The 12,493-nt window shown below is 34.8% G+C and carries 12 protein-coding genes and 1 other RNA gene; 9 read left to right on the forward strand and 4 right to left on the reverse strand.

What is annotated here, in order from left to right; all coding sequences use genetic code 11:
* The first annotated feature begins 305 nt into the window (after positions 1-305).
* Together BLT57_RS14160 and BLT57_RS06060 are read left to right on the forward strand one after the other, a co-directional pair.
* Positions 306-1,046: a DUF6090 family protein gene (locus BLT57_RS14160; RefSeq protein WP_197675478.1), complete on the forward strand. Its 741-nt coding sequence runs from the start codon at positions 306-308 to the stop codon at positions 1,044-1,046.
* Positions 1,047-1,335: 289 nt separating this feature from the next.
* On the forward strand, positions 1,336-1,863 hold the full coding sequence (locus BLT57_RS06060) for a DUF6705 family protein (protein WP_157717128.1): 528 nt from the start codon (positions 1,336-1,338) through the stop codon (positions 1,861-1,863).
* A 532-nt stretch (positions 1,864-2,395) separates the two neighbouring features.
* On the opposite strand, the gene ssrA is transcribed toward BLT57_RS06060, so the two are convergent.
* Positions 2,396-2,791, reverse strand: a transfer-messenger RNA (tmRNA) gene (gene ssrA / locus BLT57_RS06065).
* A gap of 571 nt (positions 2,792-3,362) precedes the next feature.
* Between ssrA and BLT57_RS06070 the strand changes: the two genes are divergently transcribed.
* The 3 genes from BLT57_RS06070 to BLT57_RS06080 all read left to right on the forward strand — a co-directional run bounded on the left by BLT57_RS06070 (position 3,363) and on the right by BLT57_RS06080 (position 5,515).
* Complete coding sequence (locus BLT57_RS06070; RefSeq protein ID WP_091423657.1) at positions 3,363-4,571, forward strand: NAD(P)-dependent oxidoreductase; 1,209 nt, start codon at positions 3,363-3,365, stop codon at positions 4,569-4,571.
* A gap of 218 nt (positions 4,572-4,789) precedes the next feature.
* Positions 4,790-5,149: a hypothetical protein gene (locus tag BLT57_RS06075; RefSeq protein WP_091423660.1), complete on the forward strand. Its 360-nt coding sequence runs from the start codon at positions 4,790-4,792 to the stop codon at positions 5,147-5,149.
* A 6-nt stretch (positions 5,150-5,155) separates the two neighbouring features.
* The gene (locus tag BLT57_RS06080) at positions 5,156-5,515 is read left to right on the forward strand and encodes a DUF1801 domain-containing protein (RefSeq protein WP_091423663.1); all 360 of its coding nucleotides are present in this window, start codon (positions 5,156-5,158) and stop codon (positions 5,513-5,515) included.
* A 3-nt stretch (positions 5,516-5,518) separates the two neighbouring features.
* Here the strand turns inward: BLT57_RS06080 and BLT57_RS06085 are convergent, their stop codons facing one another.
* The 3 genes from BLT57_RS06085 to BLT57_RS06095 are packed head-to-tail and all read right to left on the reverse strand — an operon-like array spanning position 5,519 to position 7,213.
* Positions 5,519-5,992 carry a GNAT family N-acetyltransferase gene (locus tag BLT57_RS06085; RefSeq protein ID WP_091423667.1) on the reverse strand — a complete coding sequence of 158 codons (474 nt, stop codon included), beginning with the start codon at positions 5,990-5,992 and terminating at the stop codon, positions 5,519-5,521.
* Between the two features lie 3 nt (positions 5,993-5,995).
* Positions 5,996-6,814 carry a 3-deoxy-8-phosphooctulonate synthase gene (kdsA, locus tag BLT57_RS06090; protein WP_091423670.1) on the reverse strand — a complete coding sequence of 273 codons (819 nt, stop codon included), beginning with the start codon at positions 6,812-6,814 and terminating at the stop codon, positions 5,996-5,998.
* A gap of 39 nt (positions 6,815-6,853) precedes the next feature.
* The gene (locus BLT57_RS06095) at positions 6,854-7,213 is read right to left on the reverse strand and encodes a hypothetical protein (RefSeq protein WP_091423672.1); all 360 of its coding nucleotides are present in this window, start codon (positions 7,211-7,213) and stop codon (positions 6,854-6,856) included.
* Between the two features lie 321 nt (positions 7,214-7,534).
* Here BLT57_RS06095 and typA point away from each other — a divergent pair, with 321 nt between their 5' ends.
* The 4 genes from typA to BLT57_RS06115 all read left to right on the forward strand — a co-directional run bounded on the left by typA (position 7,535) and on the right by BLT57_RS06115 (position 12,486).
* Positions 7,535-9,334 (forward strand): translational GTPase TypA, encoded by a 1,800-nt coding sequence (typA, locus tag BLT57_RS06100; RefSeq protein WP_091423674.1) that lies wholly within the window; start codon positions 7,535-7,537, stop codon positions 9,332-9,334.
* A gap of 84 nt (positions 9,335-9,418) precedes the next feature.
* Positions 9,419-9,634: a hypothetical protein gene (locus tag BLT57_RS06105; protein WP_231928776.1), complete on the forward strand. Its 216-nt coding sequence runs from the start codon at positions 9,419-9,421 to the stop codon at positions 9,632-9,634.
* Positions 9,618-11,006 (forward strand): nodulation protein NoeA, encoded by a 1,389-nt coding sequence (locus BLT57_RS06110; protein ID WP_091423677.1) that lies wholly within the window; start codon positions 9,618-9,620, stop codon positions 11,004-11,006. Before BLT57_RS06105 ends, BLT57_RS06110 begins: the two co-directional genes overlap by 17 nt.
* Positions 10,996-12,486, forward strand: coding sequence for a hypothetical protein (locus BLT57_RS06115; RefSeq protein ID WP_091423679.1), 1,491 nt, complete (start codon positions 10,996-10,998; stop codon positions 12,484-12,486). The genes BLT57_RS06110 and BLT57_RS06115 overlap by 11 nt, the downstream gene beginning before the upstream one ends.
* Positions 12,487-12,493 lie beyond the last annotated feature (7 nt).

The following is a 12,493-nucleotide window of genomic DNA, read 5'->3' on the forward strand; positions in this document are numbered from 1 at the left end:
TCGTGTCCTAATCGGAATTCATTGCAATTTGCTATCTTTCAATTACGGCAGAAAAGCATAGCTGATTTGCCTCAACTAATCATTCAAGAACACGTTGTGCTTCATTATTCCTACGCTAAAGCTTCGGAAAAGAAACTATGACCAACCGCTGATAAATGATTAAATTTATTAAATGATCGAAACAGAATTTTGTTAGGCAAAATCAAAAGTCTGGTAGACCTTTAGTTGAGATAGCCGCTTGCGGAAATATAAAAAAGACAAATTAAACTATGATAAAGTTCTTTAGACGAATTAGATTTAACCTTATGAGTGAAAACAAAGCAGGAAAGCCTGCCGGTCGGACAGGCAGGTATATCAAATATGCTATTGGTGAAATTATCCTTGTTGTTATTGGAATATTAATAGCCTTGCAAATTAATAACTGGAATGAAAATCGTAAGTCTGCGAGTAAAGAGAATTTGTATTTGAAACGTTTACTCTCAGAAAACAAAGAGGACATCAACACATTCACAAATAATATTTCGGATTTAGAAAAAGGAATTGAATCAATTGAAAAACTTTCCTTGGCGTTAAATTCTGCTGAAATTAATGACAGCGTGCTTGTTACCGCTACGAATGATTTTTTTGGATACGGCAGTATCTATCCAATTTTTTCTTCATCAACATCGACCTTTGACGACCTTTCAAGTACGGGAAATTTAAAGGATATAAAGAACACAGAACTTAGAGAAAAATTGGTTAAACATTATGCACAGTACAAGCAAGTAGCCGAATGGATTAAAATCGGAACGGAATGGGCACTTCCAAATGATGCACCATTTACATACAATAATAGCGTAATGAGATTTGAACCTGTGTCGGCATTCTTGTTTGGAAAACAATCCATTGAAGAACTAGCAAATCATTTAAGAACTAAAAAGATGGAGTATTTAAACAATGCAGCTGTTCATTTTTGGATTAACAAAGACGCGATAGATAAACTTGAGACACTTAGAACTGATACATCTGAAATCGTTACATTGATTAATGAAGAATTAAAAAAATAGCGAAAGCACAAGAAAGGTGATAAGTCATTGCTGGTTCTGTGAGTGCTAGCAAATCCGTTTTAGACGTTAAAGGCAGCTAGGTCTTGACCAATACCAGGAGTTAATACAAATAGAATCTACCGTTCCCTAATTGAAAAGGCTACTTTACGCATTCTATATTCCTTATCAAAAGAGTTTTATGTTATTTTGATTTTTATGTATTCAACATATAATATGTAATGCAGCAGCTCTTATGAAACACGTCTACGCTGAGAATTTTAAAAATATGCAGCATAAAAGCATAGAAAAAATGAAAAAATTTATTTACATATTAACAATTACATTTTTAAGTTTATTTTCATTACAAATTCAAGCTCAAGACATTTTTATTGGAACTTGGGAACACCAAGTAGGGAATGAAATATTCAGAGTTATTCTTTGGGAGAATGGTGAATCCGACGCAAATGGAAATATACAGATTTCAGGACATTACGAAAAAGTACAAGTTACAAGTAATGGTCTTGGTACTTTAGAGCAATATATATACTGTTCTGATAAAGAAAAATTTGAAGGGAATAATTCTGGGTGGCTTCCATTCGTTATTTGGTTAGGTGGCGATAATCAATCTGTTGGAGGTACAATAAATGACAATACAGTTGATGATTCAATATATTATCATCTAAAAAAAGGAGCTCTAACGATGGAAATCATTACAAATTCAGGAGGTACAGTAACTGCTTCTTGGAAAATAGAACGAAAGAGTTATCAAGGTGTAAAAATGAATGAAGCACCTGAATTTAGTGTTCCAACTGATGTTATACTTACAAAAGTGGAATAAAAAACTAACCACAACATTGTATAAACGCAATAGCGGTTTGGGTTTAAACTCTAACCGTTTTTGCTTTTATTTAAGTATATTGCTAAACCCAATAGCGAGAGCGTATAATCCGCTACTGCGCTTATACGAGACCGTTACCAGTGATTTGAAACCAACATCATGAAAATTAACAATCATATTTTTTTAATAATTAATTTTTTTATCATTGTAGGCTATTCTCAATCGGAAAAAGTTGATTTGATATAATTTCAAAAATTACTTGCATTAATATTGAATTAACAATAAGCAAAAAATTAGATATTTTTAAAATGTTGACTAAAAGTTGACTAATAAAAACCTCAACAAAATGATTAACAATAAGTTGAGGTTGAAAAAAGTGGAGTCGGAGCGATTAGTTTCACTGTTCTCAATCACTCCCATAGTGTAAATGTATCTTAAAGTGTTTTGACTTTACATTTTTAAACAACAAAGCGCAATCAAGTAAAACTTGTTGCGCTTTTTAGGCATAAAACTGTTATTAAGCTACCCTTAATTGTGGAGTCGGAGAGAATCGAACTCTCGTCCAAACAAGCTATTAAAGAGCTTTCTACACGTTTATTCTTTCATTAGATTTTCGATGGTAAACTGGCAAAAGACAGCCCACGTACCACTTAGCTTCTTAATCTCGAAAAGGTATCAAAGCACTACCTCATCTAAGTCAATATTTACGATGCCTCTATTAAGAACGCCATTAACCAAGGCTTTCTGGAGACATTTAGCATTCCTACCTAGTAGGACGAGGCTTAATCTTACTGTGATTCAGATTATGCAGCTAAAGCGTAGTTATTCTCGCCGTTTAAAAAGTTGACCTAGCCTTTTACGTGTTTCAATGTCATTACACGACGTGCTTACCATTTAATGAGTCTCGCTGTCAAAACCAGTCGACCCCTTTTTAGTAATTATTATGTTTACCAACCCAAGCATTTGCAGAGGTTGGGCGTTCCCTCACTTGCTCAACGAAGCGTTTCGCGTAATTGAGGTCAGGCTTTCCGCTATATCTTTTGTAAAAACAAAAGGATGTCGCTGCAATCCTTAACGCATGCTCACCTTCGCATAAAGCTTCGGCGAACTAAAGGCAAAGTTATCAAAAAGTTTGTATAAGCCTACATTTACTCCTATTTTCGTGCAAATTTTGTACCAAATATTAGTTGTCAGTAATCCGTTGTCAGTTTGCAGTGTTTATTCTGTTTTAAAGCTAATGAGGTTATAAATTCAAGATTGTCAAATGTTATAGAAATTAGAACTCAATATCCAGTCTTGTAAGTTCCGTCAAAATTCAGAAATAATGAGCGTAGGAATATAGATGCGAAGCATAGCTTCTAGCACAAAATTCCGAAAGCGAAAGCTGCTTTAGCAATTTCCTAATTTTGATATGATGTTTTGATTCGTCCCGATAACTTTCGGGATGAATAGAACAATAACTATTAATTTTATATTACCAGAATAAAAATAAAAATATTATGAAATTCGCCATCATCAAAGAACGTAAGAACCCACCGGATAGACGCGTTGTGTTCTCTCCTGAAAAATTAGCAGAAACAAGAGCGCAATTTCCTCAAGCTGAATTTGTCGTCGAGTCTTCAGATATCCGCGTGTTTTCAGATGATGCCTATAAAGCACAAGGGTTTACCGTTACCCATGATGTGTCTGATTGTGATGTGATGATTGGTGTTAAAGAAGTCCCAGTAGAACATTTAATACCGAATAAAAAATACTTCTTCTTTTCACATACCATCAAAAAACAACCTTACAATAGAAAGTTACTCGTTGATATGCTCAATAAACATATCGAAATGTATGATCATGAAACCATCGTGAAACAGAGTGGCGCACGACTCATTGGTTTTGGGCGTTATGCTGGTTTGGTTGGTGCCTACAACGGATTCCGAGCATTGGGCATACGAGATGGATTATTTGAATTGCCTAAAGTAGAAACACTAGCCGACTTAGATGAAGTTAAAACCGAATTAGATAAAATTACCTTACCAAATATTAAAATTTTACTTTCGGGAACTGGAAAAGTCGCCATGGGAGCCAAAGAAATTCTCGACCACTTGAAGATCAAACAAGTGAGTGATGCTTTATATTTAACCACTCAGTTTAGTGAGCCAGTTTACGTCATGGCAGATGTCATGGAATATGCGAAAAGAATAGATGGAAAAGTAGGAAATAAATGGGAATTCTATAAAGATCCATCAGGTTATGAAAGTAATTTTATGCCCTATGCTAAAGAAACCGATTACTTTATTGCGGGTCATTTTTATGGAAATAATGCACCGTATTTATTTACAAAAGAAGATGCCAAAGATCCAGGGTTTAGAATCAACCTAGTCGCCGATATTTCTTGCGATATTGACGGTCCAGTAGCCAGTACCATAAGACCTTCCACTATTGCAAATCCGTTTTATGGTTATGACCCGCATACTGAAGGAGAGGTTCCTTTTGATGCACCTGAAGCCATAACCGTTATGGCAGTAGATAACTTGCCTTGTGAATTACCAAAAGATGCCAGCGAAGGCTTTGGAGAGATGTTTTTAGAGCATGTGATTCCAGCCTTTTTTAATGATGACCAACGCGGTATTTTAAAGCGTGCAAAAATTACTACTGATGATGGCAAGCTTACCGAACGTTTTAAATATTTGCAAGATTATGTGGATGGCTTTGAGTAGCTTACTCTCATCATCTAGAAAACGCTTTTAATAACCAATAGGAAACCGCTAAAAAAGACCCAAAAGTTATAGTAAAAACCCAAGCTTCTAGATTGGGTTCAAAGAGGAGTTGACACATCTCTGAAGATGACAAGAAAAACAAAATTATTCGGGTTTTACAAATAATTTTTATTGGATATTGGTTACATTTAGAGTTCAACCTTCAATACTCATATATCATGATTGGATTACTTTTAACGATTGCCAACATTTCGGGTGGTGTATTACTCGGACTAGCAACTTTAGATAAATGGGATGGAGAAAGGAACGTCTTCAATAAAATTGCTGGCGTATTGGCTCCTTTTCAAACAGTTATTGGTGGTGCGCTAGTCGTTATTGGTCTTATTCGAATTTTTGGAGGTCATAGTGTCCTTTTAAATATTGTAAGCGTTATGGGTGGATTTTTATTAGTGACACACTCTGTGGGGAAAGTTCCTGCGCTTGGTGATTCATTGAAAAAACTTTCGGATAAGTTGATGCCATTTAAGGCGATCATTGGTATTGCCATTTTAATTATTGGTATCCTGCGTATTTTTTAAAGTGGTTTGAATCCTGCAGAAGTCTACATATTAAAACAGCCTGAGCCTTATAAATCAATCTTGTTGCATGTACAGATTCTTATTGAGCATGTGTTTCCAGACGCTGAACTAAAATATAAATGGCGTATCCCGTGTTATTATATAGGGACAAGACCTATTTGCTATCTCAATCAAAGTAAAAATTATATAGATGTAGGCTTTTGGCATTCGGCTCATATAACAAAACACACCGAGCATCTGGTGACAGAAAACCGAAAGGTCGTGAAATCGCTCCGTTATAACACTTTAGATGATATTAATGATGAGATTTTGATTCGTATTCTTGAAGAAGTTGAGAAACACAAAAACAAGTCTTTTTTGAAATAAGCGTTATAATTCTTTAGAAAAAATAGAAGAAGCAAAGCCCATTCCTTTGTAAGATTTCTTTTGTTTTTTAATTTGGTCAAAGTAGTGAGAATCAAAAAAATCAACCGCAGTTATACTGGCATCAGCATTTATGATTTCGTAGCCTTCTGCCATGATATGTGATTCTACAATACGCAATAATTTAGAACCAATAGTCCGCCTTTGATAGTTTTTATGAACGTAAAGTCCATCTAAATGGCAGCCTTTTTTGACATGAGCAAATCCAACAATTTCATTTTTGTATTCGGCGACAATAAAATAAAGATTAGTAATTCGGTCCTCCCAAACTTCTGTATCATCTGCACCAGATGACCACGCTTCTATTTGTTTTTCAGAGTAATCTCTGCTATTTACAGCACGAATAGTGTCTCTAAATATAGAAGTGATTTCTGGAAGATCTTCTAAAGTGGCTTCCCTTATTTCTAAGTCGTCTAACATGTTTTAAAGACTATTAACTGTTTTTCTAATCGCAACTAGATTGTTGAGCAGATGCTCAAGATTATCTAAATGCAACATATTAGCACCATCACTTTTTGCATTCGCAGGATCGAAGTGTGTTTCAATAAATAAACCATCCACATTATTAACCACACCAGCTCTGGCAATTGTTTCTATCATATCTGGTCGTCCGCCTGTTACACCAACACTTTGATTTGGTTGTTGTAATGAATGCGTAACATCAAGTACTGTAGGAGCAATAGCTCTCATTGTTGGGATACCTCTAAAATCTACAATCATGTCTTGGTATCCAAACATAGTACCGCGATCAGTAATCCAAGCTTTATTACTTCCAGCATCTTTAACTTTTTGAACAGCGTGTTTCATCGCTTCTGGGCTCATAAACTGTCCTTTTTTGAGATTGACAACCTTGCCAGTTTGAGCAGCAGCAACGACTAAATCGGTCTGGCGTACCAAAAAAGCAGGAATTTGAAGCACATCAACATATTCAGCAGCTCTTTCTGCATCAGAGGACTCATGAATATCAGTAACGGTTGGTATGTCAAAAGTTTGCGAGACTTTCTGAAGAATTTTAAGCGCTTTCTCATCACCAATGCCAGTAAAACTATCAATTCTACTTCGGTTGGCTTTTTTGAAACTGCCTTTAAACACATACGGAATGTGTAATTTATCAGTTATGGTGAGCACCTTTTCTGCAATTCGTAACGCCATATCTTCACCCTCAATGGCGCATGGTCCGCATAGGAGAAAAAAGTTATTGGAATCGGTATGTTTCAGTTTTGGTACCTCTGATAAATGCATCTGCTTAAAAATTTCAAATTTGAGCAGCAAAGATACATATTAAAAGCTTCGGTTAAGACTATTTCTTATCATCCATAAGGCCATGATAAAGTTGGCAACTACAAATAAGCCACCGTAAACCATGAAATGCTTCGTTTGACTCGTGACATGAACAATATTAAAGAGGTCTGAGAGGTAAGCCAATATCATATATGAGGATAGGCATACAAAGGAAATTCCTAAGGTAAAATTGAGTTTTTTGTTTGGTTTTACCAATTGCCATAAAAATGGAATCGCAAACAAAAGAATTGGATATGCTGTAATACCTTCGCTTCTGTTGACGTCTGTAAACCAATATACAATGACCGCCAAAAAGTAGAGGTAAGGTATAAATTTTGAGTATTTGTTTATGTTTTGCATCTGTTAAAATATTCAGATGTAAATGGCCTTAAAATGGCTGGTTAAAGTGGCTATTTACTATTAATCAAATTAATAACGAAAGATACGAACAGAAATTATGTTTTGAAATCAGTATAACATTTAATTAACTAAAGTTTCATAAATACGATCGCGCATGAAAAGAAACTTGAATGGGCTTAAGCATCAGTATTTTAGCTAAATTTCACGCTATTAATGCAGCTTCCAGGGTGTGTAAAAAACCGTCAATTTTATTTCTTGGCAAAGAATCAAATTTTAATGGGAATTTAACGTACATTTGCACGCTTAAAATAAGGCATCATTATGGCTAATATCAAAAACATAGCAATTATTGCTCACGTCGATCACGGTAAAACAACTTTGGTAGACAAAATCATGTATCACTGTCAACTGTTTAGAGAGAATCAGAATACTGGTGATCTCATTCTAGATAATAACGATTTAGAGCGTGAAAGAGGAATTACAATAACTTCAAAAAACGTATCTGTAATCTATAAAGACACAAAAATTAATATCATTGATACACCAGGTCACGCCGATTTTGGAGGTGAAGTAGAGCGTGTGTTAAATATGGCAGATGGTGTGTTGTTATTAGTTGATGCTTTTGAAGGCCCAATGCCTCAAACGCGTTTTGTATTGCAAAAAGCGATTGATTTAGGTTTGAAACCTTGTGTGGTTATTAATAAAGTAGATAAAGAAAACTGTACGCCTGATGAAGTTCATGAAAAGGTGTTTGATCTTATGTTTGAACTCGGTGCAGAAGAGTGGCAATTAGATTTCCCGACGGTTTATGGTTCTGCCAAAAATAACTGGATGAGTGATGATTGGCAAGATGAGACTGAAAATATCGAGCCTCTATTGGATATGGTTATCGAACATATTCCAGCTCCAAAAATAGAAGAAGGAACAACTCAAATGTTAATTACATCTTTAGACTTTTCTTCATTTACAGGTCGTATCGCCATAGGGCGTTTGACACGTGGAGAATTAAAGACTGGACAAAATATCTCCCTAGTAAAGAGAGATGGTAGTATCCAAAAATCTAAAATTAAAGAACTTCATGTTTTTGAAGGTCTAGGCCGTTTAAAAGTTGATAGCGTACAAACAGGAGATATTTGTGCAATTGTTGGTTTGGAAGGTTTTGAAATTGGTGATACCGTTGCCGATTGGGAAACCCCTGAAGGTTTAAAAACAATAGCTATTGATGAGCCTACAATGAGTATGCTATTTACGATTAATGATTCGCCTTTCTTTGGTAAAGATGGAAAGTATGTCACATCTCGTCATATTAAAGATCGTTTAGCTAAAGAACTAGAAAAAAACTTAGCCCTTAAAGTAGAGGCCACTGATAGCGCAGATAAGTTCATGGTTTTTGGTCGTGGTGTATTACACTTATCGGTATTAATTGAAACCATGCGTCGTGAAGGTTACGAAATGCAAATTGGACAACCACAAGTCATCATCAAAGAAATTGATGGTGTAAAATGTGAGCCAATTGAAGAAATGACTATTGATTTACCTGAAACTGTTTCTGGTAAAGCCATTGAAATGGTAACGATGCGTAAAGGTGAAATGTTAAGTATGGTCGCTAAAGGCGAGCGTATGGTATGTGAGTTTATGGTACCTTCAAGAGGTATTATTGGTTTGCGTAACCAGTTATTAACTGCAACCGCTGGCGAGGCGATTATGGCACACCGTTTTAAAGAGTACCAACCATTAAAAGGAGGTATTCCAGAACGTCAAAACGGATCTCTAGTATCAATGGAAAAAGGACAAGCTATTCCATATTCAATTGATAAATTACAAGATAGAGGTAAGTTTTTTGTAGATCCAGGAGAAGATATTTATGAAGGTCAAGTGATTGGAGAGAATTCTCGTGGTGATGATATGGCGGTGAATATTACTAAAACCAAAAAAATGAGTAATGTTCGTTCATCTGGAGCAGATGATAAAGCTAAGATTGTACCTGCTATAAAATTCTCATTAGAAGAAGCATTAGAATACATTCAAAAAGATGAATATGTTGAGGTAACACCTAACTTCTTAAGATTGCGTAAAGTACATCTAACTGAAGTAGAACGTAAACGTAATAAGAGTATTTAATTACATAACAGAACAGACTAAAAAAGGAATCCATACTTGGATTCCTTTTTTATGTTTAGTTTTCTATATTTACAAAAATTTAAAATGATACACTTCTTATATTTTGATCCAGGATTAGGGGCTTTGGTTTTGCAAGTCATTGCCGCAGCTATTGCAGGAGTTGTATTATTTTCTAAGAATTTGATGTATAAAATCAAAACGTTTTTTGGTCTTGTTAAACATGACGATGACGTTTTTGACGATATTGATGTCAAAGATTCTGATGTAGAAAGCAAATCAAATAGTGACGACAAACAATAGACATTCTTCTTCCTTTAGAGATCCATCTGGTTTTATTTTTGTTGACCAAGGGGTGATTAAACGTTCTATTTCTCCGCTCTACTTTAAACAATACGAAGCTCTTAAATCAACAAAGTTCTTCAATACATTACATCAGGCAGGCTTGTTAATTCCGCACAAGGAACTTTCAATAAGTGATACAGAAATCATTATACAGCCAGAGCAAATTCCGTTTATAACCTATCCGTATGAATGGAGTTTTAATCAGTATAAGGAAGCTGCGCTACTCACACTTAAGCTTCAAAAATTTGCACTAGAACATGGGTTTTCTTTAAAGGATGCTTCCGCGTTTAATATAACGTTCTATAAAGGTAAAATGATCTTTATAGATACGCTTTCTTTTGATTTTTATCAGGAAGATGCTCCATGGAGAGCTTATAAACAGTTTATGATGCATTTTTTTGCACCACTATTATTAGCAAAATATAATGGTGCAGAAACCTTGAAATTAATGAATAGTTTTATAGATGGTGTGCCCATTAAAATGGCAGCGTCAATGCTTCCTTTTAAAACGAAGCTCAATCCATTTTTATACACGAATATTCATTTATTGGCTAAATTTGAAGATAAATATAGCGAGGATTATAAAGGGGACTCTAAAGTTAGTAAGCTTTCCAAAAACGCACAACTCAACATCGTTAAAGGTCTCTATGATTATATCAAGGAAATGAACCTGAAGGGAACGAGTGAATGGGGAAATTACTACGACAAAACAAATTATAATACAGCAGCTTTTGATCAAAAAGCGACGATTATAAATACTTGGATAAGGCAACTAAATATTGAAACACTTATTGATGTTGGAGGTAATGACGGCACCTTTGTGAGAAAGATAGATCGTCAATTAAAAGAAGCTTTAGTTTGTGATATTGATTACATCGCAGTAGATGCAAATTTCACGAGTTTGAAACGTCAAAAGGAACAGCACATGTTGCCTTTTGTATTTGATGTATTAAACCCGTCTGCCAATACTGGATTCAATAATAAAGAGCGCGATTCTTTCTTGAAGCGAATAGCAGAGTATGCGCCAGATATGACAATGGCTTTAGCAGTCATTCATCATATGACCTTGAGCGGGAATATACCTTTTGAAATGTCTGCAGCCTTCTTTGCATCGTTTTCAAAGCATCTTATTATCGAATTCCCAAAGCGCAATGATTCATGGGTACAACGTTTGTTAAATACCAAAGGTGAATTTAAAGGGCACTTTGATTTTTATACGATTGCTAATTTTGAATTGGCATATTTAAAATATTTTGATATTTCCGAGAAAATCGGAATTGATAATAGCGAACGTGTCATGTATCTATTAAGCGTTAAAGATGTTCAATAAGTTTCGTCTTAAAGTCATTAACTTCTTAGAAAGTCATAAAGAATTGCCGGTCATTGCAGCATTGGCTGCTGGTTTACATCCACTATTTCACTATTACAATACCAATTTCTCACAAGTAAATTCTTGGGGTCACTTGTTATACTTTCTGAGTATTTATATCATCATACCTGTTGCTGGTTTTGTCGTTCTCAAGCGACTCGTCGATACACTTGAATTATTAAAAACACTAAGACCATTTACACTGTCAGTTTTAAATCTGACTAGTTTTATTGTGTTACTCTTATTAAGCACTACAGGTTTAGATGCATTTCATCTTAGTGTCGGATTAATAGTTGGTGTGCTTCTAGGTTTACTATTACGCAAACACATAAATAAAATAATCGTATTTCAATTATTGCTTGCCGCTTTTGTAGCTGTAAAGTTAATTCCAGATGTCTATAAACATTTTACCCATTCAAATGAATGGATGGTTCCAGTCGATGACATCGCTTCCGTTCAATTTAAAAAGAAACCCAACATATATATCATTCAACCTGATGGTTATGCTAATTTTTCAGAATTAAAAAACAGTATTTATAAGTTCGATAATACGGCATTCGAGGAGTTTTTGTCTGAGCGGAATTTTAAAACCTATGGAGATTTCCGAAGTAATTATAATACCACTTTAAGTTCAAATACTTCCATGTTTGGAATGAAACATCATTACTATCATTCACCGAAACCAGGAGCAAATGAACTATATAATGCAAGAAATTTGATTGTTGGTAACAATCCTGTAGTTTCTGCGCTTAAAGCAAATGATTACAACTCTTTTTTAATTCTTGAAACACCGTATTTATTGCTCAATAGACCGAAAATAGCTTACGATTATTGTAATATAAGTTATGATGAAGTTCCCTTTTTGTCAAGAGGTTTTGATTTGTATAAAGATGTTAATGCAGATCTTAAAGAAGCGATTATGAATAACTCAAAGACTCATAATTTTTATTTTATCGAAAAGATAAGTCCTGGACATGTGGCTAATACAGGGCGATCCTCAGAGGGTATGTTGGTAGAGCGAGCACATTATTTGGAGAATCTGAATACAGCTAATACATGGTTGATGGATTTGGTAACGACGATTGAAACCAATGATAAGAATAGTTTAATTGTTATTGTAGCTGATCATGGTGGTTTTGTGGGTTTAGATCATACATTGCAGGCCAGAGCAAAACAAACAGATCGTGATTTGATATATTCGATATATACGTCGGCTTTAGCCATTAAATGGCCTGAGGATGCTTCAGGATATGATACCGAATTGAAAAGTAATGTGAATCTGTTTAGAGTGTTGTTTTCTTATTTAAGTGAGAATTCAACGTATCTTAATAATTTGGAAGCAGATTACAGCTATGCAATTATTGATAAAGGAGCACCTTTTGGGGTTTACAAAGTCATTGATGACAATGATAAGGTCACCTTTGATGTCCATAAAGATTAAAACCTGA

Source organism: Formosa sp. Hel1_31_208 (assembly GCF_900104785.1).
GTDB lineage: Bacteria > Bacteroidota > Bacteroidia > Flavobacteriales > Flavobacteriaceae > Psychroserpens.